Source organism: Paenibacillus sp. YSY-4.3 (assembly GCF_054767475.1).
The window spans coordinates 84,238-109,168 of record NZ_BAABMC010000009.1 but is presented as its reverse complement, the minus strand read 5'-3'; the positions used below and the strand labels follow the sequence as shown (position 1 = coordinate 109,168).

The following is a 24,931-nucleotide window of genomic DNA, read 5'->3' as shown; positions in this document are numbered from 1 at the left end:
TCTTATTCATTTTTTGTTGTTTTTAGTCGATATATATCTTGAGATGAGCATAGGAGGCAGAAAGATGAAAGAAATTGTACTAACACCAACCTACATGAATTCATTTTCCTGTATAGGCAGTGATTGTGAAGATAGCTGCTGTATAGGATGGCAGGTTACTTTAAATAAGAAAACTTATCAAAAATACAAAAAAATAAAGCATGCAGAATTAACAGGGAAGCTAAATAAGGGTTTGAAACGAATAAAAAACCAAACCGCATCCGATTCAAAATATGCCTACTTTTCTATGGATAGCAAGACTCGTTGTCCTATGTTAAATGAGAAAAACCTATGCGGATTACAATTAAACTTTGGCGAAGATATGCTGTCCCCCGTATGTACAACGTATCCGAGAATGCTTAATAAAATTGATCAAGAATACGAACTGTCCGCTAAATTATCATGCCCGGAAATTGCCAGATTAGCTCTTTTAAACCCTGATGGAATTGATTTCGACAAAAAGGAATACGAAGTGAATAAAAACTGGTCTACAATGATTAGTTTAAAAACGGATGGCGTAAACAACGGAAATTTCTTTTTTTGGGAGGTTCGGGAATTTGCCATTGACATTGTTCAAAATAGAAAACTAGGAATAAGTGATCGACTCATTTTCTTAGGTCTGTTTATGAATAGGCTTCAAGAACTATTAGACAGGAAAAATTATCAAGAAATAATCAATTTGATTAATGAATATCAGCAAAAGATTAATGATTCGGATTATTTGCGCAGTCTTGAAAATATAAATGATAGTTTATCTTTGCAAATTGAAACGATTTTAGAACTCGTTGCTGTCCGGAAGAGATCGGGGATTACTAGCAGCAGATATTTAGATTGCTTTAATGATATGATTCGTGGCTTGAATCTTGAGGGAAAAGAAGACATTTCAAAGAGCGAACTGGAAGATACTTATTTATATAACTATACAAACTACTATCTGCCCTTTTTGAATGAGCATGAATATATTTTTGAAAACTATGTCGTGAATTACATGTTCGAAAGCATGTTTCCCAATATGGCGTCTGGTAAAGTTTTTAAAGACTATATTCAATTATCGACAATTTTTGCTATGTTAAAGGTGCACTTTGTGGGAATCTCAGGTTACTCCAAAGGACTTAGTACAGACCAAGCGATTAAGATTATCCAGCCTTTTGTACGTGCCATTGAACATAATAGTGGCTACTTGAGCGGCATGATGTTACTTCTAGAGGAGAATGGTTTTACCACACTAGCTCATATCGCATCTTTGTTGAAGGATAGAAAGAGTGAGAAAATCAATGCTTAGTAAAGCGCCGGTATCAGCGTGCATCATTGTGAAAAATGAAGAGGAAAACATAGAGGCTTGCGTTAGCCAATTAGAACGAATCGTTGAAGAAATCATTATTGTGGATACTGGGTCAACGGATCGTACAAAAGAAATAGTAGAGCAGAGGTCCATCAAAGTATATGCATATGAGTGGATGAATGATTTTGCAGCTGCGAGAAATTATTCTATTTCATTAGCTTCTCAACCATTTATTCTTATTATAGATGCAGATGAGCAAATGGATCTCGACTCAGCGCAGAGTTTGTTTGAATATACTGCAAATCAAAGCGAGAAGTATCCTGCGACAGTAGTTCTTAAGAATCATATGGATCAAGGAAAATGCGTTTCGTCGGAGATCACCCGATTGTTTCCAAACCATAAGGGGTACAAATATGAGGGACTTATCCATGAGCAGCTTACCTTGGAAGATAAAGAACTAGAACAAGTTGGATCAACTAATGTGGTAATTCATCACTATGGTTATCAGACTAGTGAAATGACAAGAAAACAAAAAATAGAGCGTAATTTAGCTCTCATAGAGCAACAGCTATTATTAAAGCCTAACTCAGCCTATACAAGATTTCAAATGGGCCAAACCTTATATACGAATGGAGATTACGAGAATGCAATAGTTTATTTTGATGAAACTATTAAGTTGCTTTCTAAGAAAAAGGGCGGCGTCCCTAGTTATACGCCGACTGTATTTCTTTCGTATGGATACTGTTTATTGCATGAGAAACAATTTGCAACTTTAGAATTATTGCTTGGAGATGCGATTGAGTTATTCCCTGATTATACCGATTTATACTTTTTATACGGAACCTCGCTAATAGAGAAAAAATCAGTGAATCAGTTTAATGAAATAAAGGAAATTTTTGAACATTGCCTTGCTTTAGGCGAGGTTAGTCCCAATAAATATGAAACCGTAGAAGGCGTTGGGTCTTATAGGGCAGCATACAATTTAGGCTTGTATTATGAGGTGACAGGCGACAAATCAAGTGCCATAAAATATTATAGATACAGTGCTAAGTTCGACTTTAAACCATCATTGATTCGGCTTAAAGAGCTGGAGACTTGAATTAATAAATAAGAGATTCATTTAAGGAAGTGACCTAAGGAGGTACCTTAGGTCTATTTTTGTTGTTCAATATAATATAAAGTTCCTAGCGCCGCATTTACAGTTAACACGGTTCCGGGCAAGCTGGTAAATAAAGCTTCATTATTTAGTTCATAGTTAGATGAAAACAAACCGATATAATTATTAAACTATAATACATCGATACTATTAATTAGTTGGTGAAGTACTAACTTCTAGAAAAGGAAGATTCAAATGAACAATGAAGCAGATCTTAAATCAGTTTTGAAATCAGATATTTATAAAAAAATACAGTCAGCAGATTTTCTAAATGCTGAACAGTTAATTAAGCAATATAAAAGACTCCACCAAGAAGATCCAGATATTTTTATTTTTCAATCTTTAATTCATTATGAGCAGAATAATTTAGAACATGCTATTAATGTATTACAAAAAGGTATTGAAATTTTTTCTCTCCACGAAGAACTGCGTTATAATCTAGGGTTTCTCTTTGAGAAAGCGGGGGAACCGGAAAAGTCCTCTTATCATTACTTAATAGCTTCATTAATAACGGAAGACCCATTACTTAAAGATGAACTTATCTTCAAGATAAAGGGGGCATGTTCGCAATTAAATTTATCTGAATCCGATATTATTAAAAAATATAGAAACGATCTTCCTAAAATTAGCGTTATCATACCAACGTACAATCAAGAGGCCTACTTGAAGCAAGCCATCCATTCATTGCTGGATCAAAGCTATCCTAATTTAGAGATCGTAGTAGCCGATGACTGTTCTACAGATGGTACCTTATCAATGATGCAGCAATTTGAAAAAGAATACAGAGTACTCTACAAACGAAACGATAAAAATCTTGGGCCTGGTATAAATAGTTGCCACGCTTTCTACGAATATGCTGATGGTGAATATGTTTTGTTTTTAGATCACGATGATTATCTAACTGATTCCGGGTACATATTGAAAGCAATCTGTTTACTTGAAAGAAATAAATCTTTATCATTTGTTTTTGCTAACTGCACTAAACTAATAACCAAGACGGGGGAAACTTATCAAACGCAGTTAAGCTTGAATGAGGAAGTGAATGGTAAATATTATTTTATGTTCTATGAAACTAAAGAATATCCTCATATTACAAGTCTACTTACAAGCGTTTTTAGAAGAGAACTGGCAGTACAAATGAAATGTCTTACTGAGGAAACTCAAATTAAGGATTTATTTTTATATCTAAGGCTGATGTTAGTAGGTAATGTAGGATTTATACCTGATAACGTAGGGGTTTATCGTATACATGATGAGAGTTTTAGTTATAATCTGACGTCAGAATTGGACTACTTGTCGATTAAAGAAATGGTCAAATTAAGAGATCTAGCTGCTAAGGATTACTTTTCCTCTGATGAATTGTTAGATAAATGGCTGGGCTTCAGGCTATATGCGTATTTTAAATGGAGATTTGAAGTTTTGAGAGCACAGCAAAATACGGGTGATATTTTCAACATAATGAACTATCTTCGCCAAAATTATCATGATGCTTATCTATTGTTAGAAAAAGACCTCGGGGAAGTGTGAAGAACTTATGATCCAGGTTACGAAAACACATTTGCCAAATATCGACAAATACCAGGGTTATGTTAGAGAAATTTTTCAATCTAATCAGCTAACAAATAATGGGGTACTAGTTCGGGAGTTAGAAAACAGACTTTGCAGTTATTTGAATGTTCCATATGTTGTTCTGGTGTCAAACGGAACGCTTGCTCTTCAATTGGCATATAAATTATTGGATTTAAAGGGAGAAGTGCTAACAACACCATTTTCGTTTGTAGCTACCACTAGTAGTTTGGTTTGGGAAGGGTTAAAACCAGCTTTTGTGGATATAGATCCTGAAACTTTTAATTTGGATTATTCAAGAATCGCAAAGAAAATTACTAATCAGACGTCATGTATTTTACCAGTACATGTATTTGGGAATCCATGTGAAGTTGAAGAAATTAATAAAATTGCTGAAGAAAATGGGTTAAAAGTAATCTATGACGCAGCGCATGCCTTCGGAACAACTTATAAAGATAACAGTATACTAAACTATGGAGATGTTTCTATACTAAGTTTCCACTCTACCAAGATTTTTCACACCATTGAAGGTGGAGCTCTTATTGTCCAAGATGAAGAGCTGTATCAGAGAGCAAAAAGATTAATAAATTTTGGATTTGGTATGCACGGGATTCCCGAAGAGTTAGGTATCAACGCAAAGATGAATGAATTTCAAGCGGCTATGGGCTTATGTTTGTTGGATGACATCGATGAAATTATAAAACAGAGGGCTAATATTCATGATTGTTACATGGAGAGATTAAGTGGTGTGCCTGGGATTTCTTTTGTTTACTTTAATGAATTTGGTACAAGGAATTATTCGTATTTTCCAATACTTTTGGACTCTGAGAACACAGTGCTATCAGTGAAATCAGCAATGGAGAGTCAGAACATTTATCCTAGAAGGTACTTCTATCCTTCGCTTGATAAACTACCTTATATAGATTCTTCCGAAATGAAGAATTCCGGAGATATAGCGAAACGGATTCTATGTCTCCCTATGTATGGTGAGCTTAAGGAAGCCGAAATTGATTTAATATGTAACATTCTAATTAATCAACTCAACTAGTTGTTCCCTTATAGAGGTAGTGCTATAACCTTGGATAAAAATGATTTTGTTATTGTGAAATAGTTCATTATAAATGTTTCACTCCCCCCTTTCCGGGTTAATAAAACATGAGCGCATTTCTGCTGCTGCTAGCTAAATGGGTCATTCCGCTTTTTGTGACAAGATTTTACAATAAATTTACAGTAAAACCTTTTCTTTTCCAATTGACACGATTTAAGCTGGAGTGGTATAGTCAGAAATGTGAGCTTGGTTCACACTCTTATTTGATAATGAAGGGAATGTTAGTGCATGCAAGGTAAAGTTAAATGGTTTAACGCAGAAAAAGGTTACGGTTTCATCGAAACTGAAGATGGCGCAGACGTATTCGTACACTTCTCAGCTATTCAAACAGATGGTTTCAAAACTTTGGAAGAAGGACAATCTGTAGAGTTCGAGATCGTTGAAGGCGCTCGCGGACCGCAAGCGGCTAACGTAATCAAATTATAATCATCCGGCAGAGCCGACCTACATATAACGGTACGATGGTTAACAATTGAAGATTCGCTAGCACAGACCTGGGGCAACCCGGGTCTTTTATTTTTTCTTGGCAAGCGGTTACATATCAGACTTGTTACTCAAATTTGGCACAGATCATATAGGCCAGCTCTGGCGGCTTACGCTAGAGGCTTGGTCTTTTTTTTAGGCATTAATCCTGCGTTTACACTTTTTACATTGCCTTAACACCGTGGTATAATAAAGGTGCAAAGCAAAGGAGGAGTGCCCTATGAATTTTAGTATTCGTGGACAGCAAATTGAAGTGACTGACGCACTGCGAGATTACGTAGACAAGAAGCTCAGTCGACTTGACAAGTACTTTGAAGCACCCCCTACCTCAGAAGGCTACGTCACTTTAAGTGTCGTACGCGGTTTGCATACGGTGGAGGTTACGATTCCTCTAACCGGAGTAGTGCTTCGCGCTGAGGATCGCAGTGATGACATGTATGCATCGATTGATGCTGTCGTGGACAAGCTCGAGCGCCAAATACGCAAGCATAAGACGAAGATCAATCGCAAGTTCCGTCAGGAAGGCAGCTTGAAGAGCCTGTTCGTTGAGAATGGCGCTTCAGTAGCCGTGGATGAAACGGATAGCGATGAATTGGAAGTCGTCCGCACGAAGCGGTTTACAATGAAACCAATGGACGTGGAAGAAGCCATACTGCAAATGAATATGGTTGGCCATAATTTCTTTGTTTTCTCCAACATTGATAGTAAAGAATTGAACGTCGTCTACAGACGGAATGACGGGAAATATGGTTTGATCGAGCAGGATTAGTATAACGTATCCAATCATGACGATTGTATGAATGGCATGGTAATTCTTGCAATTGAACTTAAGGAAACGAGCCTTGTCCGCCCGCGGATGGGGCTCTTTTTAGATATCGGAATGCCGTAGGAAACGTGACGGCGCGTGTTGCGGCATGCCTTACAAACTGTTACAATTTAGGTAAATCATTTGTTTAGCCGTGAAAGGGGTTAACTATGCTAGGAATAGTGAAGAAGATATTTGGCGACACGAATGAACGTGATGTCAAACGTCTTATGAAGACGGTGGACTTAATCAATACATTAGAACCGAAATTTGAGGCGCTGACGGACGAGCAGCTGCAGGGCAAAACGGCCGAGTTCCGCGAACGGATCGAGAAGGGCGAGACATTGGATGAGCTGCTCCCCGAAGCGTTTGCAACGGTTAGGGAAGCTTCGCGCAGAACGCTGGGCATGCGTCATTTTGACGTACAGTTGCTCGGGGGGATGGCTCTCCATGAAGGTCGTATTTCCGAGATGAAAACCGGTGAAGGTAAAACATTGGTAGGTACCTTGCCGGTTTATTTGAATGCGCTCCTTGGTAAAGGCGTGCACGTCGTTACGGTCAACGACTATCTGGCTCAACGCGACAGCGAACAGATGGGACAGATCTATAATTTTCTCGGCATGACTGTTGGGGTTAACCTGAGCGGGATGGAGCATGCCGACAAGCAAGAGGCTTACGCCTGCGACATTACTTACGGAACGAACAATGAGTTCGGCTTCGACTATTTGCGCGACAATATGGTTCTCTACAAGGAGCAGATGGTTCAGCGTCCGCTTTATTTCTGTATCATTGACGAAGTGGACTCCATTCTGATTGACGAGGCGCGTACGCCGCTGATCATTTCTGGACAAGCTCAGAAATCGACGGAGCTGTATTATGCAGCGGACCGTTTTATTAAGAAGCTTGTGCCTGAAGAGGACTTCACAGTTGATATTAAAGTTAAAGCTGTGTCCTTGACGGAGAAAGGGGTTGCTAAAGCTGAGCGTGCTTTTGGCATTGACAACCTCTATGACCACACCCATGTCACGTTGAATCACCATATCGTTCAAGCGCTCAAAGCGAATGTCATTATGCGCCGTGACGTAGACTACGTCGTAACCGAAGACGAGGTTATGATCGTCGACGAGTTTACGGGCCGCTTGATGGCTGGACGCCGGTACAGCGAAGGGTTGCACCAGGCAATCGAAGCGAAGGAAGGCATCGAGGTACAGAATGAGAGCATGACGCTGGCGACGATTACGTTCCAGAACTATTTCCGTATGTATCGCAAATTGGCAGGTATGACCGGTACGGCGAAGACCGAGGAAGAGGAGTTCAAGAAAATCTACGGCCTTGAAGTGCTGCAGGTGCCTACGAACCGTCCGAACCGCCGGGACGATATGCCGGATGTCGTGTATAAGAGCGAAGAAGGAAAATTCCGTGCCGTCGTTGAGGAAATTGTAAAACGGCATAAAGAGAAGCAGCCGATTCTGGTGGGTACGGTATCCATCGAGAACTCCGAGCGCCTCTCTGAAATGCTGAAGCGCAAAGGCATTCAGCATAAAGTGCTTAACGCGAAATACCATGCCGAAGAAGCGGAGATCATTTCGCGTGCAGGGGAGCCGAACTCCGTGACGATCGCTACGAACATGGCGGGCCGTGGTACGGACATTCTGCTTGGCGAAGGGGTATCTGAAGTCGGGGGATTGCATATTATCGGTACCGAGCGTCATGAATCACGCCGGATCGATAATCAGCTTCGCGGACGTGCGGGGCGCCAGGGTGACCCAGGCTCCACACAATTCTATCTGTCGCTCGGCGATGAACTGATGAAGCGTTTCGGTGCGGATAACGTGCTCAACATGATGGAGCGCCTCGGGTTCGAAGAGGATCAGCCGATCGAGAGCAAAATGATTACACGTGCCGTCGAATCCGCCCAGAAACGGGTCGAAGGCAATAACTTTGATGTGCGCAAAATCGTCCTGCAATATGACGATGTTATGAACCAACAGCGCGAAATCATCTATAAACAGCGCCGTGAGCTGCTCGAATCCGATAACATCAAGCAAATCATTATCGATATGATCAAAGCCGTTATCGAGCGGGTGGTCGAAGCGCATACGGCTGACGAAATTCCAGAGAACTGGGAGCTGCAGGACGTAGCTGACTTTATGAACGCCAAGATGCTAGATGAAGGTTCGATTACAAAAGACGAGCTATGGGGCAAAGAGCCGAGTGAGATGGTCGAACATATCTACTCCAAAGTGATGGCCAAGTACGACACGCGCGAGGAAGCGCTTGGGCCGGAAATGGTACGCGAATTCGAGAAGGTTATTGCGCTCCGTGCCGTGGACAGCAAGTGGATGGATCACATCGACGCTATGGATCAGTTGCGCCAAGGCATCCACTTGCGGGCATACGGCGGTACCGATCCGCTTCGCGAATATCAATTTGAGGGCTTCGAAATGTTCAACCAGATGGTGGCCAGCATCCAGGAAGAGGTTTCGACATATATTATGAAGTCACATGTCGAGAGCAACCAAGAGCGCCAAGCGGTTGTGGACGAGAGCAAAATCTCCACCAGCGGCGAGCCGGCGGAGAAGCGTCCGGTTCAGCGCGGCGATCAAATTGGACGCAATGATCCATGCCCATGCGGCAGCGGCAAGAAATACAAACATTGCCACGGACAGAACGCGTAAAAGTACGCAAAGGACTCTCGCAGCAGGCTGGAGCATCCTTAATCCTTAAGTACATTTGGGAAGGTGAATGAACAACGATGATCGACCCGAGCATTAAGCAGGATATGCGTGAAATCGCCAAGAAATTATCCAATCTTAGGGGGTCTCTTTGACTTAGATCTCAAGCATGAAATGATTGCCAACTACGAGGACAAGATGGCAGCCCCGGATTTCTGGGACGATAACGACAGTGCGCAAGGCATCATTGCCGAGATGAATGCCATCAAGTCCTCGGTAGACCAATACGAAGCACTGCAGCAGGAATACGACGATACGGCGTTGATGGCCGAGCTCGCCGAGGAAGAGGGCGACGAAGAGCTCGCGGCCGATATCGGTGGCTCCGTTGAAGTGCTGCTGAAGAAGCTGGAGGATTTCGAGCTCCAGCTGCTGCTCAGCTCGCCGTACGATAAGATGAATGCCATTCTGGAGCTGCATCCGGGAGCGGGCGGCACCGAGTCGCAGGACTGGGGCCAAATGCTGCTGCGGATGTATACCCGCTGGGCGGAGAAGCACGGCTTCAAGGTCGAGACGCTGGACTATCTTCCAGGTGATGAGGCAGGAATCAAGAGCGTTACGCTGCTGATCAAAGGATACAATGCCTACGGCTACCTGAAGGCAGAGAAAGGGGTACATCGCTTGGTGCGAATTTCCCCGTTCGATTCCTCGGGAAGAAGACATACCTCATTCGTATCCTGTGACGTCGTACCGGAGATTACGGAGGATGCGAATATCGAAATCCGGTCAGAGGATTTGAAGATCGATACGTACCGGGCAAGCGGGGCTGGAGGACAGCACATCAATACGACGGACTCCGCCGTACGGATTACTCACCTGCCGACAGGCATCGTGGTGACGTGTCAGAATGAACGTTCTCAGATTAAGAACAGGGAGCGGGCTATGACGATGCTCCGTTCCAAATTGGTCGAGCGCAAGCTGGAGGAGCAGCAGAAGGAATTGGACGAAATCCGCGGCGAACAGTCGGACATCGCCTGGGGCAGCCAAATTCGTTCTTACGTGTTCCATCCTTACAGCATGGTGAAGGATCACCGCACATCGGTGGAGTCCGGAAACGTGGGCGCCGTCATGGACGGGGAGCTTGATCCGTTTATAGATGGATATTTGCGCAGCCAAATTAAGAGCGAATCCAAAAATTGAGTTATAGATTCAGAAAAGAATTCCTACACTAGCCTTAGCGTGTAGGAATTTTTTTGGAGTCAAGTAAGGAGGATTTAACCGTGTCATCAAAGTCACGCAAACGCAGGCCGGGAGTTTACATCCCCCTTAATGGCCCGTTTCGGCATGCGCTCGATACGTTCATGATCTTGATCGGATCATTCATTACGGCAATGGCCTTTAACCTGTTCCTCGTACCAAGCGATATCGCTTCCGGCGGCGTTTCCGGGTTATCGATTATTGCCAAATCACTTTTTAATATTGAACCGGCATATACCCAGTGGGCGCTGAACATCCCGTTGTTTGCTGCAGGATATCTTTTGCTAGGCAGATATTACGCGCTTCGTTCGCTGCTGGGGACGGTAGTCCTGCCGTTGTTTGTGTTCTTGACCAAGGATTGGACGGCGCCCACGACGGACCCGCTGCTGGCCTCCTTATATGGTGGGATTGGCGTCGGCCTGGGGCTGGGGCTCGTCTTTCGGGGACGGGGCTCTACCGGAGGGTTATCCATCGCGGCGCAGATTATTCAGAAATACAGCGGGCTAAGCCTGTCCCTTTGCGTGGTGCTGATGGATGGGCTAGTCATTGTCCTGGCTGGCTTTATCTTGTCGCCGGAGCGGGCGCTGTACGCCTTAATCGGCCTTTATATTACAGGGAAGTTCATCGATGTGGTGGAGCTCGGCTTCAACTATACGAAGGTCGCCTACATTATCGCCGACAAAACGGATGAAATTACGGATGCGATATTGCATCATCTAGACCGGGGACTCACCAAGCTCTCAGCTCAGGGCGGCTACACTGGAGATGACCGGACCGTGCTAATGGTTGTGGTCGGACAAAGTGAAGTGACGAGCCTGAAAACGCTGGTGCAGACGATCGAGCCGACGGCATTTGTTATCATTACGAATGCCCATGAGGTACTGGGCGAGGGATTTTCTCTAGGGAGAGGCAGTAAATACAATAAATCAAAGGATCCGAGTTAAGGCTCGGGTTCTTTTTTTTGTCTGCACTCCATTCGGACATTCTAAGTTACCTTTAAGTGCACGTTCAGAGAAGATTCAGTTTAGGCGGATATTATAGTTCCAGCAGTACAAATTCATGCAAGAAAGGTGGAACAAGTAGATGAGAACACAAAAAGCCATTTTGGCCGGCAGTTTGGCCGCAGCGTTAGCTTTGACAGGAGGTGTGTGGTCATCCGGCCTCGCTAGCGCCGCATCCAATACGAATAGCACGGATCAGCAGCAGACGCAGCAGCAAGAGCTGCGGCAGAAACGTGGACAAGCGATTGGCGAGAGAGGGACGGGTAAGCGCTTGGTTCCTTTTAAAGAGATACAGAGTAATCTGCTGGAGTATTTGAACCTGGATGGAGCAGCCCTACGGGAGAAGCTGGAACAGAGTACGCTGGCGGAAGTAGCGGAAAGCCAAGGCATTGCTCGAGCAGAGTTGAAGGCTCAAATCTTGAAGTGGCTGGAAAGCAGCGAAGCAGCGAACGAGGATGCGGCTGATTTATCGGCTAAGGTGGATCAGTGGCTGGATTCTAATCATGCCGCAGCAGGCAAAGACGGTTTTGCCGGACCCCGTGGACATGGCTTTGGCCATGGGGGCATCTTCGGTAGCCATGAAGCCCTGACGGAGGTACTGGGCCTAAGCGAGGACGGGCTCAAAGAGGCGATCCAATCCGCAACATCGCTAGCTGATCTGGCTTCAAAGCAAGGAGTCGATGTTAATCAAGTCATCGATGCATTAGTGAATGCCGAGACAGAGCATTTGAAGGAGCAATTGTCAGCAGGCAAAATTACGCAGGACAAGTACGATGCCCGAATTGCTGAGCTGCGGGATGCCGTAACGAAGCAGGTAAATGGAGAATTTCCTGCGAAACCGGAGCGCAAAACGCAAAATTAAAAATATCAGTCTTAAAAAGAATCTCATCAGAGATTCTTTTTTTGCATATAGCTCCAGTTAGCAGCATAAATAATTATGCATTACGGTTGTATTTATATTAGTATAATCGTATAATAATACATATTTTCTATTCGGATCGCAAGTGAACAGGGAACGTCTAGAGACACATCGAAATTATTAGGGAGAGGAAAGAGAGGTTATGACTGTGACTGGAAATGCAAACAAAGTGAAGGTAGCTATTGTCGGTTCCACGGGGTATGGCGGCGTGGAGCTGATTCGCTTTTTATTGGGCCATCCGATGGTGGAGATCACCTCCGTCATTTCAGCTTCAAGTGCCGGGGTACCGATTACGGATGGATTTCCGCATTTATCGGAAATTCTGGTTCAGGACTTGGACGGAGTAGATCCAGCGGAAATTGCTAAGAAGGCGGATATCGTATTTACGGCAACGCCGTCCGGAGTAAGCAGCAAGCTTGTGCCACAATTGCTGGAGGTGGGACTTAAGGTCATCGATCTCTCCGGGGATTTTCGTATCAAGGACGGCTCGGTCTATGAAGCCTGGTACAAACACGATGCTCCGGATGCGGACATCTTGAAGCAGGCAGTTTACGGCTTGAGCGAAATTAACGGCGACGATGTCGGCGGCTCGGAATTCATCTCGAATCCCGGGTGCTACCCGACGGCGACGCTGCTGGGATTAATTCCGGCGTTGAGCGCGGGTTGGATTGATCCATCCACGATCATTATCGATGCGAAGTCTGGTGTTTCTGGCGCAGGCCGCGGCACTAGCCTGATGACGCATTATGCGGAGATCAATGAGAATTTTAAGGCCTATAAAGTCAACAAGCACCAGCACATTCCGGAAATCGAGCAAAGCCTGTCGCATATTGCGGGAGAGCAGGTGACCGTCACGTTTACGACCCAATTGGTGCCGATGACGCGGGGCATTATGTGCACGATGTACGCTCAGCTCCAAGGAGCTTATACCGATGAAGATTTAACTGAGCTGTATCGCCAGTATTATGAGGGCAGACCGTTCGTACGCATTCGGGAGGCGGGCAAATGGCCAGCGACGAAAGAAGTATTCGGCTCGAACTATTGCGATATCGGCTTCGCCGCTGATCCTCGCACGGGAAGATTAACGATCATATCGGTCATCGATAACGTTGTAAAAGGTGCAGCAGGCCAGGCCATTCAGAATATGAATCTAATGATGGGTTGGGATGAAACGACGGGACTTAAGCTCAGTCCGGTTTATCCGTAATCGTGAGGGGAGAACGCCATGGGAGAGGTTAGCAAGTTTACGGTAGTTACAGAGGGAACAGTTACGACGCCGCAGGGTTTCCGGGCAGGGGGACTGCATTGCGGCTTGAAAAAAACATCGCGCAACGATCTTGGCGCGATCGTATGTGAAGTGCCTGCCGTAGCAGCCGCTGTGTATACATTGAATGTATTCCAGGCTGCACCGCTCAAAGTGACGCGTGACAGCCTCGCCTCCAGCAGCCAGCGGCTGCGGGCGGTCGTCGTGAATAGCGGCAACGCCAACGCCTGCACAGGCAAGCAGGGCGAGGACGATGCCTACGCGATGCGCGCAGCAGCGGCGGAAGCCTTCGGGCTGCGGCCGGAGGAAGTTGCCGTGGCGTCGACGGGCGTTATCGGCGAGCTCCTGCCGATGGAGCGAGTTGACGCCGGGATTAACGGACTCCCGGCAGTGGTATCGGTGGGAGCCGACGGGGCGGAGGAGTTCTGCCAAGCGATCCTGACCACGGACCTCGTGAAGAAAGAGGTGTGCGTGAAGCTGAACGTGGATGGACGGGAAATCAGCATCGCCGGAGCCGCCAAAGGCTCGGGCATGATCCATCCGAATATGGCGACTATGCTTGGCTTTGTAACGACCGACGCGGCTATCGAGGCCGAAGCGCTGCAGGCGCTGCTCCGCAAGGTGACCGATGCCACCTTCAATATGATTACGGTGGACGGCGATACGAGCACGAACGACATGCTGCTTGCGATGTCGAGCGGGCTAGCAGGGAATGAGTCCCTGACACCGGAGCATCCGGCATGGGAGAACTTTGCGGCGGGCTTCGGCTATGTGTGCGAGGTGCTTGCCAAGGCGATTGCCCGCGATGGCGAGGGCGCTTCACGGCTCGTGGAAGTGAACGTGGAAGGTGCAGTCAGCGATCTGTCGGCCCGGGCCATTGCCAAGACGATCATCGGCTCTAGCCTGGTGAAATCGGCCGTTTTCGGCGCCGATGCGAACTGGGGCCGTATCATCGCAGCGGTTGGCCGCGCCGGAGAGCCGGTGAACCCGGAGACGGTGGATATTTCACTTGGCAGCATCAATGTGCTGACGGGCTCCCGGCCGATTCCATTCGATGAGGATGAGGCGCTCACTTACCTGCAGGGGGATACGGTTGTTATCCATGTCCATCTGCATAACGGGGAAGGCCGGGCTACGGCTTGGGGCTGCGATTTGACCTATGACTATGTACGGATAAATGCGGCATATCGCACTTAACTGTGAGGTTCAATCACATAATGATACATTCATGAGAATTGGAGAGGGGTTTTGGAGCGATGAGAACAGCGCTGGATACAGGCGATCAGCTTGCGGCAAACGGGACGTTTGTAATGAAATGTGGAGGCAGCACGCTCGCAGAGCTCCCGGATTCCTTTTTCGAGGATCTAGTGAAGCTGCAGGAGAGCGGAGTGCAGCCGGTCATCGTCCACGGGGGCGGTCCGGCTATTTCTGACAATCTGAATAAGCTCGGGATAGAAACGAAGTTCGTGAACGGGCTGCGATATACGTCAGAGGAAGTGCTGGACGTCGTGGAAATGGTATTGGCCGGAAGCATCAATAAAGGCATCGTGCGCCGCATCGGGCAATCCGGAGGCAAAGCGCTGGGCATGTCCGGCATAGACGGCCAGCTGATTACCGCGCAGCCGGCAGCCGCTAGTGCCGAAGTCGGGCTTGTCGGCGACGTTACCAAAGTCGACGCCCATTTGATCGAAGGCGTAATCCAGCTTGGATTTATGCCGATCATCGCACCGCTCGGCGTGGATGGGGATGGCCAGCGTTACAATATTAATGCGGACACAGCAGCCGGGGCGGTAGCATCCGAACTCGGCGTGGAGCGAATGATCGTCGTGACGGATGTGCCGGGCATTCTGAAGACGGTAAATGGTGAGAAAAGAGTGCTGCCGACCGTGACGGTACAGGAAATCGAAGACATGATTCAGACCGGCGAAATCTACGGCGGTATGATCCCCAAAGTGCGGGCAGCCATTGCCTGCATTCACGGCAAAGTGCAGGAGGTCGTCATCGTGGACGGCAGTGAGCCAGGGATCCTGAGCCGTGTGCTGTCCGGCGAGGAAATCGGGACGAAAATTGTACGGATGCAGTAGCATGGCATTTTAGACTGCGTTATAGTTAATAGAGCGAAATCAAGAGATTTTATCCAATAGATAGGAGTGACAAGCGATGGCACAAAGTGATCTTAAAGAAGCGAAGGCATCCAAGGCGGCGGACGCGGCGAAGAGTGCGCTATTTCCAAGCTATGCCCGCTATCCGATCAGTCTCGTCAAGGGGCATGGCAGCTGGCTGTGGGATGACCAGGGGAATCGTTATCTTGATTTTATGAGCGGGCTTGCGGTCACGAATCTGGGGCATGCTCCTGAGAAGGTTACGGCCAAGGTCAAGGCTCAGCTGGATAAGCTGTGGCATGTATCGAATTTGTTTCAAATTCCACAGCAGGAGAAGGCTGCGCAGCTGCTGACGGAGGTCACTTGTGCCGATGTCGTGTTTTTCTGCAACAGCGGGGCCGAGGCGAACGAAGCAGCCATCAAGCTGGCGCGCCGTTATCATCAGAAGATCAAAGGAACCGGCCGCTATGAGGTGATTACTTTCCAGCAATCGTTCCATGGGCGGACGCTGGCGACGCTGACGGCTACAGGACAGGATAAGGTGAAGGACGGCTTCCTGCCGCTGCCGGAAGGGTTCAAGACCGTGCCGCTGCATGATATGGGCGCGCTGAAGGAGGCCATCGGGCCGAATACGGCGGCGGTCATGCTGGAGATGATCCAGGCGGAGGGTGGCGTATATCCGGTCGATCCTGACTTCGTTCAGGAGCTTGCCGCGCTTTGCAAAAAAGAAGGACTCCTGCTGATCGTGGACGAGGTGCAAACCGGCATGGGCCGTACGGGCAAATGGTTTGCGCACGAGCACTACGGCATTGAGCCGGACATCTTCACCTCCGCGAAAGGCATTGCGAGCGGACTGTCCGTCGGGGCAATGCTCGCCAAGGAATACCTCCGCGAAGCATTCACGCCGGGCAGCCATGCGACCACGTTCGGCGGCAACCCGGTAGCGGCTGCTGCGGTTATCGCGACGATCGAGACGATGCTGGAGGATAGCATTCCACAGCGTGCGGACGAGATGGGCAAATATTTGCACGAACGTCTTCAAGAGGCATTCAAGGATGAACCGTTCGTGAAGGCCATCCGCGGCAAAGGCCTGCTGATCGGCATCGAATGCGCCGAGTCTGTGGCGGACTTCGTCACCGAGGGCCAGAAGAACAAATTGCTGTTCGTGACTGCCGGTCCGAACGTCATCCGCCTGCTGCCGAACCTGAACGTGAGCCGGGAGGAAATCGATCAAGCCGTCGATACGCTGGCAGCGATCATTTCCGCCCATACATCCAAGGAGGAAGCGTAGTATGAGTCTAATAGAGGGAACGAAGAAAAATGCATTTAATCTGAAGGGCCGCGATTTCATCGAGCTTAGCGATTATACAACGGAAGAAATTCAGTATTTGCTCGACCTCGCGATCGAGATCAAGGATAAGCAGAAAAAGGGTGAGGTCTATCATCCGCTGAAGGGGAAAACCGTCGGGCTTATTTTCGAGAAGTCCTCCACACGGACTCGGGTATCCTTCGAGGTTGGCACCTATCAGCTGGGCGGGCATGCCTTGTTTCTGAGCAAGAATGATATCCAGCTTGGCCGCGGTGAGACGATCGCCGATACGGCGGCTGTGATGTCGAGATATCTGGACGGCATCATGATCCGTACCTTCGGTCACGAGAATGTCGTCGATTTGGCTCGTTATTCGTCTGTTCCGGTCATCAACGGGCTCAGCGATTTGGCGCACCCTTGCCAAGTATTGGCGGACTTGCAAACTATTTATGAGCATAAGGGAACCCTGAAGGGCCTGAAGCTGGCCTACATCGGCGACGGCAACAATATGGCCCACTCCCTGATGATCGGCTGCGCGAAGCTTGGGGTTCACATTTCCGTGGCTAGCCCGGAGGGCTACGAGCCAGATGCGCAAATTACGGAGCAAGCGCAGCAGATCGCAAAGGAGACTGGAGCGGTCGTCGAGGCCGTCCGCGATCCGAAAGCGGCGGTAACGCAGGCGGACGTCATTTATACGGATGTCTGGGCGAGCATGGGCTTCGAGGAAGAGCAGAAGGCGCGTGAGACGGCCTTTGCTGCGTATCAGGTCAATGAAGAACTGGCGCGACATGCGAAGCCGGATTACTTGTTCATGCATTGCTTGCCAGCCCATCGCGGCGAGGAAGTGAGCGAAGGAGTTATCGACGGCAAGAACTCGATTATTTTCGATCAAGCGGAGAACCGTCTTCATGCCCAAAAAGCGTTGATGGCAGCGCTAATCGGATCATAATCATTATTCAGGGCTATTAAAAGTAACAGGAGGATCAATCAATTATGGCAAAAAATAAAATCGTGCTTGCCTACTCTGGCGGCTTGGATACATCAATCATTCTCAAATGGCTTAAGGAAACATACGATGCCGAAATCATCGCCTTCACGGCGGATATCGGCCAGAAAGAGGAACTGGACGGCCTAGAAGCCAAAGCGTTGGCTACCGGAGCTTCCAAAGTATATATCGACGATCTGCGTGAGGAATTCGCCAAGGATTTCATTTACCCGATGTTTCAGGCTGGCGCAATGTACGAAGGGCAATATTTGCTCGGTACGAGCATCGCCCGCCCGCTGATCGCCAAGCGCATGGTTGAAATCGCCCGTGCGGAAGGCGCAATAGCTATCGCCCATGGCGCTACAGGCAAAGGGAACGACCAGGTAAGATTTGAGCTGGCCGCTGCTGGTCTCGCTCCGGAAATCCAAGTGATCGCTCCATGGCGTCTCAGCGAGTTCCGCGACCGCTTCCCGGGGCGAGCGGAAATGATCGCTTATGCCGAGGAGAACGGCATTCCAGTTACCGCGTCCGCCGCGAAATCCTATTCGATGGACCGCAACCTGCTGCATATCAGCTATGAGAGCGGCGTGCTCGAGGATCCTTGGTTCGATGCGAGCAGCGAGGAGAGCAAGGATATGTACCTGCTCAGCGTATCTCCAGAGGATGCTCCGGATCAGCCGGAATATTTGGAGCTGGAATTCGAGCAAGGCGACTGCGTCGGCCTGAATGGTCAGCGTCTTGACCCGCTTGGCGTAATGGAGAAGCTGAATGAGCTTGGCGGCAAGCACGGTATCGGCCGGGTGGATATGGTCGAGAACCGCTTTGTCGGCATGAAGAGCCGCGGCGTATATGAGACACCGGGGGGCACGATTCTGTTTACGGCCCATCGGAAAATGGAATCCATCACGATGGACCGCGAAGTGATGAATTTGCGCGATAGCCTGATTACCCGTTACAGTACACTCGTGTACAATGGCTTCTGGTTCGCGCCGGAACGTCTTGCTTTGCAGGCGCTTGTGACGGAAAGCCAGAAGAATGTGACCGGAACGGTACGCGTGAAGCTGTACAAAGGCAACATTATCGGGGCCGGCGTTAAGAGCCCGGTCAGCCTTTACAATCCGGACATCGCTACGATGGAGGCTGATCCAACTGAAGCTTACGACCAAGGGGATGCGACTGGCTTTATCCGCCTGAACGCGCTGCGCCTCAAAGTCAGCTCCGGCGTGGAGCAAAGCAGCAAGTAATTTAAGCTAGGTTTGAAACAGATAAGGAGTGAATCAGGTGAGCAAGCTGTGGGGAGGCCGCTTTACGAAGCAGACCAACAAACTAGTTGAAGAATATACCGCGTCCATTGGGTTTGACAAGGCGCTGGCAGAAGAAGATGTGCAGGGAAGTCTGGCGCATGTGACGATGTTGGCCAAGTGCGGGATCGTTCCTGAAGAGGATGCGGCGAAGATTAAGGAAGGATTGCAATCCGTACTTGAAAAAATCCGCCGCGGAGAGCTCGAGTATTCCGTCTCGGACGAGGATATTCACATGAATATCGAGAAGAACCTGATCGAGGAGATCGGTCCGGTCGGCGGCAAGCTGCATACGGGCCGCAGCCGAAACGATCAGGTGGCGACGGACATGCACCTGTATTTGCGCAAGCGGGTCGTTGAATTCGTGGGACTCTTGCATGACCTGCAGGAGGCCTTGATTGGGCAAGCGAAGGCCAATCTGGATACGATTGTTCCAGGCTATACCCATTTGCAGCGGGCTCAGCCGATTCTGTTCGCTCACCATTTGCTCGCTTACGTCTCGATGTTCCAGCGTGATGTCGAGCGCCTGCAAGACAGCTACAAGCGGATTAATGTCCTGCCGCTTGGCGCGGGGGCCCTGGCGGGAACGACCTTCCCGATTGACCGCCATTTCGTGGCTGAGCAGCTGAATTTTGGCGCCGTCTACGAGAACAGTCTGGATGCGGTCAGCGACCGCGATTTCATCCTGGAGTTTCTGGCGGATGCGTCGATTCTGATGATGCACTTGTCTCGCTTGAGCGAAGAACTGGTCATGTGGAGCAGCACCGAATTCCGCTTTGTCGAGCTGGACGATGCTTTCTGCACAGGCAGCAGCATCATGCCGCAAAAGAAGAACCCGGACGTGCCCGAGCTTGTGCGCGGGAAGACGGGCCGCGTCTACGGCAATCTGATGGGCCTTCTGACCGTCCTGAAGTCTCTGCCGCTGGCTTACAATAAGGACATGCAGGAGGACAAGGAAGGCATGTTCGATACGGTGGCAACGCTGCAGGGAGCGCTGCAATTATTTGCCCCGATGATTGCTACAATGAAGGTCAACAAGGAGCAAATGCGCGAGGCCGTCAACACAGATTTCTCCAATGCGACCGACATCGCCGATTTCTTGGCGAACAAGGGATTACCGTTCCGCCAGGCTCATGAAGTCATCGGCAAGACGGTGCTGTACTGCATTCAGCACAATAAATATTTGCTGGATCTTTCCCTCGAGGAATTCAAGCAATTCTCGCCGCTGTTCGACGATAGCATTTACGAAGTGCTGCAGCCGGAGACGGTCGTTAACGCCCGCAATGTCTACGGCGGTACGGCGACTGGCCAAGTGAAGGCCGCGATCGGCCGGGCGGAGGAGAAATTGCAGGCCACGGGGCAATGGGTACAGGAATACTTGGAAAAAAGCAAATAACGAGATGCGCTTTAAGCATCCATAAAGTGATGAAGAGCAGGTCTTGCCTATGGGCAGATTCTGCTCTTTTTTTACCATAAAATGAATTTTGCAAAGAAAAACAAATGAATTTACTGTAAATTATCATTTATTTTCATGAAAGGTATAAAAAAATATTAAATTTTGTCGAAATATAGATATATAGAATCATTGACTAAGGTCAATGGAGGCAAGGCATCTAGTCATTACGAGCTATGAAAGAACAAAACAGGTATGCAACGCCCATTGAAGTGGAGAGTTGTTAGGGTAAAGGTACGGGTATCTGCATCATGGATTTTGAGAGGAGACAACGATGAAGAAAATTTGGTCGAACTTAAGGCGCGTATTCGAGATTTCCTCGCTGCGTAATCGTCTTCTGCTTGCGTTCACGGTCATGCTGGTCATTCCTAATATCGTGATTATCGCATCCAGTCTTACGAGCGCCAAGCATGAAATGGAAACGAAGATCGGGAATGCGGCCAAAACGAGCGTTGAGCTGATGAATGAAGCGCTGGATGCATATGTTGAAGCGCAGGTACAGAATGTTGAGCAACTGGTCATGCAGATGAATTCCAAGCAAATCGATGAAGGATCGCCGGAGGTACAGGCGATGCTGGAGCTGTTCATGGCGAAGCATCCTGGGCTTGAACTGCTGACCGTGGGCAACAATAACAAGGCTTTTATGAAGGCGCCGGACCCAGGGCCGCACGAATATGATCCGACGGAAAGGGACTGGTATAAGGCTGCGCTTGCCGATCCGAATAATACAGTCATTATCGATCCTTTCACATCGTCGACTTCGGGGCATCATAATCTGTACATCAGTCGAGCGCTTCCGGATGGCCAGGGAGCAATGACTGTATCCTTTAACATGGAAGCCATTAACGAATTCGCCCGGAAGGTAGAAATCGGCAGTGAAGGGTTCGTATACATATTCGACCGCAGTAACAAGATTACTTACCATCCGAACTACGAGCCCGGCGAAGATGCCGTGGGAGAGCATATTCCGTTAATTCAGGCGCAGGATTCAGGTTTTATTGATTACAAAAGCGAGCTGACGGGCAAGCCGCAGCGAGCCTACGTCCTGACGAACGAGCTGACGGGTCTTAAAATCGTCGGAGTTCTGGAAATTAGTGAATTCGATAAAGCGGTTGCCCCGATTGTATGGACATCCGTAATCGTGCTTTGTATCGCGCTCGTCGTTTCCGGCATCGCGCTATTCCTGATTATCCGCAGCGTAACGCGTCCGATCGAGCAGCTGAACGCTTCCGCGAAGCGTGTGGGAGAAGGCTATCTCAACGAAGAGGTCCGAATCAAGCGGAAGGATGAAGTCGGACAGCTCGCAGGGAACTATAACGAGATGGTCGCTTCGATCCGCGGAATGGTGATGGACGTCGCGGAAATTTCCAGCCAGCTTGCCGCTTCTAGCGAAGAGCTGACGGCTGGTACTGAGCAGAATGCGAAATCGGTCGAGCATGTCGTGGATCTGGTTCAGGTATCCTCCGATGGGGCCGAGAAACAGGCCAGCGTCTCGCTTGAGAGCGCCAATACGATGGAGGAAATGTCCCAAGGCATTTATAAAATCGCCGAAGCATCGGGAGCGATCGTCGACTCCTCGTCCCAGACGGTCGGAGATGTACGTTATGGCAGTGAGAAGGTTGAGCAGGTCGGCCTGCAAATGGAGGAAATCCGGCGCTCTACGGAGCAGTCGGCCGAGCTGATGCACAAGATGAATGAGCTTAGCAACCATATTGCTGGAATGAGTACAGCGATTTCGGATATCGCCGTCCAGACGAATCTGCTAGCACTGAATGCGGCGATTGAAGCGGCGCGCGCCGGCGAGGATGGCCGCGGCTTCTCCGTCGTGGCAGGCGAAGTGCGGAAGCTGGCTGAACAGTCCAGGGAGACGGCCGAGCAAATCGGCGAGGACATCGTACAGATGACGAACTTGGTAGAGAAGGCGTATGCGGTCATGAACGGTGAAGTTGCAGCTAATGTCGAACGCGGCATTAGCGTCACCACAGAGGCGCAGAATGCGTTCCGGCAAATTGAGCAATCGACGCGGCATATTACAGAGCAGGTTCACGATGTATCCGCGATTACGCAGCAAATGTCGGCGAGCGCCGAGGAGATTGCCAATTCCGTGAAGCATATTTCGGAAACCTCGAAGCAGAGCCTTGATTCCTTCCAAAGCGTAACAGCTGCGACACAGGAGCAGTTGGCCTCAATGGAGGAAATTTCGTCAGCGGCTGAGGGCTTGGCCCGCATGGCGGCAGATATGCAAACGAAGATCGAGCATTTCAAGGTATAAATTGAATTAGATCAGCCACCTGGGTAACTGAGTGCACCCTTTAGAACTTTATTGGATAAACCATCATGGTCTAACCGATGAGTTCTAGGGGTGCATTTTTTTATGGAGATCTGTATTAATTTTGTATTAAATTCCCTTATCGTCTTTCCGATAAAGATAGAATGTCAATTAAAACAAAGGAGAAAGGGGGCCTATGGAAGTGAAGATGAGAATTTTGGTCGTTTTGATGGTTCTAGTACTCATCAGTGGATGTGGCCAAGCGACTAAACTGGAGCCGGATGCTTTTCTGGACAGGGATATGTGTATTGAGTCGATTCACGAGCCAGGAACAAATATTTGTTTTGGCATGAGTCGAACAAAAGTGGAAAACATTTTGGGAGCAGGCGAAGGGGATGATATTGAGCAACGCTATGGTGCCGCAACGATTTATTATCGTAATGATAAAGTTGTGGGGATCGAGTTAACCGAGGAATTTTGGTTTCAGACACCAAGGGGGATTCATGTAGGTTCAACGAAGGAAGAAGCCGAGGAACGATACGGCAGCCGATATATGAATCCAGCCACGCCGAATGGAATGTTATACAGTTTTTATCAATTTAATAAAAATCCGCTAGGGCGTCAAGCCATTAAAAGCGAAAAGTCAGATGAAGAAATGGAGGGGATTTATGAAATATGGATTATGGCAGACAAACAGGATGTTGTTAATAACATTATGTTACTGGACCAACGATTGTCGGTGGAAATGTGGTATTGGTAAATGATCATTTTAAAGTTTGAGATGAGGAGAAAAGGTATGCGTAAATACATAATGTTTTTTTTATCCAGTATTCTACTGGTGGTACTTAGCGGTTGTGGAACAGAAATTCATCTTACTAAGGATGAAGATGGACTTCCTTATGCGGAGGAATTAGTCGAAAAATCTTCGGAACAAATCGAAAGCTTAAAAAGCTTCTCCGTAGAGTCTAAACATACATATAGAAATCCGAGTGTAAAAGAAGCTGATGGAAGCAGTTATTCAACCAGCAAGCTCGATTATGTTAAAGAGCCTTTCTCCATGTATGAGCAACACGAAATGTCGGATCTTGAGGCACAGACCAAAGAATACGTCACCGAGCAATATGGGGTTTCTACATTTAGAAACGGTCAATGGGAATTGGGCCCCGAGCTTGAAGGTTATACGTCTGGTTTGATAGAGAGCAAAAAAAAATATGCTGATCCTTACTACGATTTAAAAAGCTTGACCATTCAAGATATGCAAGTAGATCAGAAGGATAAAAACTATATTCTTACCGTCACTGGGACCCAGCACGAAGAAAGTTCTCATGAAGGTTATCATGATGCTAAGACCGGAAAAGAATATACCTTAATAGTGACGATCGACCGCAAATCGAAACTTACTTACACGATTAATAAAAAGACCTTATTGCCTGTCGAGCTTATAAAAGAAACGGAAACGACTCTCGACTATTCAGGAGATAAAAAATATAGTGAGGTAAAGGTTGTTCATTCGTATCAAGATTTTAACGGTGTTAATGAAAAGAAATTATTAGAAGGAGCTTACAAAGCCTCTGACCCAAGGTTTAGTGAATGGTAGTAGTCGTTGTTCAACTTATAATAAATGGATTACTCGCAGTTAGTTTCTGCGGCAAGAAGGAGAAAATCAATTTAAGTGGATTTCATGCTGTTAGAGAGAGGGAATTGCTAAGGATGGATTGGAAGCTTGATTTTAGGTGCATAAAATCCATCTAATCCCCGTAAACATCCGCTTAGAGCATCATTAGATGCATGGATTCCATTTAGTGTACGACACAATATAGTGAACAACAGCAGCTTATATAAAATGAACTAAAGATGGGGTGCAAACAAGGAAGAAATATGACTCTGAAGAAACGCAAAGCATTGTTGCAGAAAGCTGATCCGGAAGCATAAGCTTGTGGTGAACTTTGTGACTGGATTC

General features: G+C 47.8%; 20 protein-coding genes. All 20 read left to right on the top strand.

All coding sequences use genetic code 11. The features are described from left to right. Nucleotides 1-64 precede the first annotated feature (64 nt). The 20 genes from fliB to ACYUJT_RS21970 all read left to right on the top strand — a co-directional run bounded on the left by fliB (nt 65) and on the right by ACYUJT_RS21970 (nt 24,568). The gene (fliB, locus tag ACYUJT_RS22065; RefSeq protein ID WP_460326383.1) at nt 65-1,321 is read left to right on the top strand and encodes a flagellin lysine-N-methylase; all 1,257 of its coding nucleotides are present in this window, start codon (nt 65-67) and stop codon (nt 1,319-1,321) included. Continuing rightward, nucleotides 1,302-2,420: a glycosyltransferase gene (locus ACYUJT_RS22060; protein ID WP_460326381.1), complete on the top strand. Its 1,119-nt coding sequence runs from the start codon at nt 1,302-1,304 to the stop codon at nt 2,418-2,420. The genes fliB and ACYUJT_RS22060 overlap by 20 nt, the downstream gene beginning before the upstream one ends. 252 nt (nt 2,421-2,672) lie before the next feature. Beyond that, a complete protein-coding gene (locus ACYUJT_RS22055; protein WP_460326379.1) occupies nt 2,673-4,004 on the top strand; it encodes a glycosyltransferase in 1,332 nt (443 codons plus the stop codon). 7 nt (nt 4,005-4,011) lie between these two features. Next, the gene (locus ACYUJT_RS22050; protein ID WP_460326377.1) at nt 4,012-5,091 is read left to right on the top strand and encodes a DegT/DnrJ/EryC1/StrS family aminotransferase; all 1,080 of its coding nucleotides are present in this window, start codon (nt 4,012-4,014) and stop codon (nt 5,089-5,091) included. Between the two features lie 288 nt (nt 5,092-5,379). Next, the gene (locus ACYUJT_RS22045; protein ID WP_019635628.1) at nt 5,380-5,577 is read left to right on the top strand and encodes a cold shock domain-containing protein; all 198 of its coding nucleotides are present in this window, start codon (nt 5,380-5,382) and stop codon (nt 5,575-5,577) included. Between the two features lie 277 nt (nt 5,578-5,854). Next, complete coding sequence (gene hpf, locus ACYUJT_RS22040; protein WP_460326374.1) at nt 5,855-6,403, top strand: ribosome hibernation-promoting factor, HPF/YfiA family; 549 nt, start codon at nt 5,855-5,857, stop codon at nt 6,401-6,403. A 206-nt stretch (nt 6,404-6,609) separates the two neighbouring features. Then, nucleotides 6,610-9,117 carry a preprotein translocase subunit SecA gene (secA, locus tag ACYUJT_RS22035; RefSeq protein ID WP_460326372.1) on the top strand — a complete coding sequence of 836 codons (2,508 nt, stop codon included), beginning with the start codon at nt 6,610-6,612 and terminating at the stop codon, nt 9,115-9,117. A gap of 77 nt (nt 9,118-9,194) precedes the next feature. Next, a protein-coding gene (gene prfB, locus ACYUJT_RS22030; RefSeq protein ID WP_460326370.1) for a peptide chain release factor 2 occupies nt 9,195-10,311 on the top strand; the annotation gives its coding sequence in 2 pieces (ribosomal slippage) (nt 9,195-9,266 and nt 9,268-10,311; 1,116 coding nt in all). Between the two features lie 80 nt (nt 10,312-10,391). After that, entirely contained in the window at nt 10,392-11,312 is a 921-nt protein-coding gene (locus tag ACYUJT_RS22025; protein WP_460326368.1) for a YitT family protein, read from the top strand. Between the two features lie 139 nt (nt 11,313-11,451). Further along, the gene (locus ACYUJT_RS22020; protein WP_460326366.1) at nt 11,452-12,231 is read left to right on the top strand and encodes a hypothetical protein; all 780 of its coding nucleotides are present in this window, start codon (nt 11,452-11,454) and stop codon (nt 12,229-12,231) included. Between the two features lie 199 nt (nt 12,232-12,430). Continuing rightward, the gene (argC, locus tag ACYUJT_RS22015; protein ID WP_460326364.1) at nt 12,431-13,495 is read left to right on the top strand and encodes an N-acetyl-gamma-glutamyl-phosphate reductase; all 1,065 of its coding nucleotides are present in this window, start codon (nt 12,431-12,433) and stop codon (nt 13,493-13,495) included. 18 nt (nt 13,496-13,513) lie between these two features. Beyond that, a complete protein-coding gene (gene argJ / locus ACYUJT_RS22010; RefSeq protein ID WP_460326362.1) occupies nt 13,514-14,749 on the top strand; it encodes a bifunctional glutamate N-acetyltransferase/amino-acid acetyltransferase ArgJ in 1,236 nt (411 codons plus the stop codon). Nucleotides 14,750-14,808: 59 nt separating this feature from the next. After that, on the top strand, nt 14,809-15,636 hold the full coding sequence (gene argB, locus ACYUJT_RS22005) for an acetylglutamate kinase (RefSeq protein WP_460326360.1): 828 nt from the start codon (nt 14,809-14,811) through the stop codon (nt 15,634-15,636). Between the two features lie 76 nt (nt 15,637-15,712). Further along, on the top strand, nt 15,713-16,945 hold the full coding sequence (locus ACYUJT_RS22000; RefSeq protein WP_460326358.1) for an acetylornithine transaminase: 1,233 nt from the start codon (nt 15,713-15,715) through the stop codon (nt 16,943-16,945). Nucleotide 16,946: 1 nt separating this feature from the next. Continuing rightward, a complete protein-coding gene (gene argF, locus ACYUJT_RS21995; RefSeq protein WP_460326356.1) occupies nt 16,947-17,912 on the top strand; it encodes an ornithine carbamoyltransferase in 966 nt (321 codons plus the stop codon). A 44-nt stretch (nt 17,913-17,956) separates the two neighbouring features. Continuing rightward, on the top strand, nt 17,957-19,192 hold the full coding sequence (locus tag ACYUJT_RS21990; RefSeq protein ID WP_460326354.1) for an argininosuccinate synthase: 1,236 nt from the start codon (nt 17,957-17,959) through the stop codon (nt 19,190-19,192). A gap of 37 nt (nt 19,193-19,229) precedes the next feature. Then, nucleotides 19,230-20,645 carry an argininosuccinate lyase gene (argH, locus tag ACYUJT_RS21985; RefSeq protein ID WP_460326352.1) on the top strand — a complete coding sequence of 472 codons (1,416 nt, stop codon included), beginning with the start codon at nt 19,230-19,232 and terminating at the stop codon, nt 20,643-20,645. A 331-nt stretch (nt 20,646-20,976) separates the two neighbouring features. After that, nucleotides 20,977-22,974 carry a methyl-accepting chemotaxis protein gene (locus ACYUJT_RS21980; protein WP_460326350.1) on the top strand — a complete coding sequence of 666 codons (1,998 nt, stop codon included), beginning with the start codon at nt 20,977-20,979 and terminating at the stop codon, nt 22,972-22,974. Between the two features lie 193 nt (nt 22,975-23,167). Then, a complete protein-coding gene (locus ACYUJT_RS21975) occupies nt 23,168-23,731 on the top strand; it encodes a hypothetical protein (RefSeq protein ID WP_460326348.1) in 564 nt (187 codons plus the stop codon). Nucleotides 23,732-23,767: 36 nt separating this feature from the next. Continuing rightward, complete coding sequence (locus ACYUJT_RS21970; protein ID WP_460326346.1) at nt 23,768-24,568, top strand: DUF6612 family protein; 801 nt, start codon at nt 23,768-23,770, stop codon at nt 24,566-24,568. Nucleotides 24,569-24,931 lie beyond the last annotated feature (363 nt).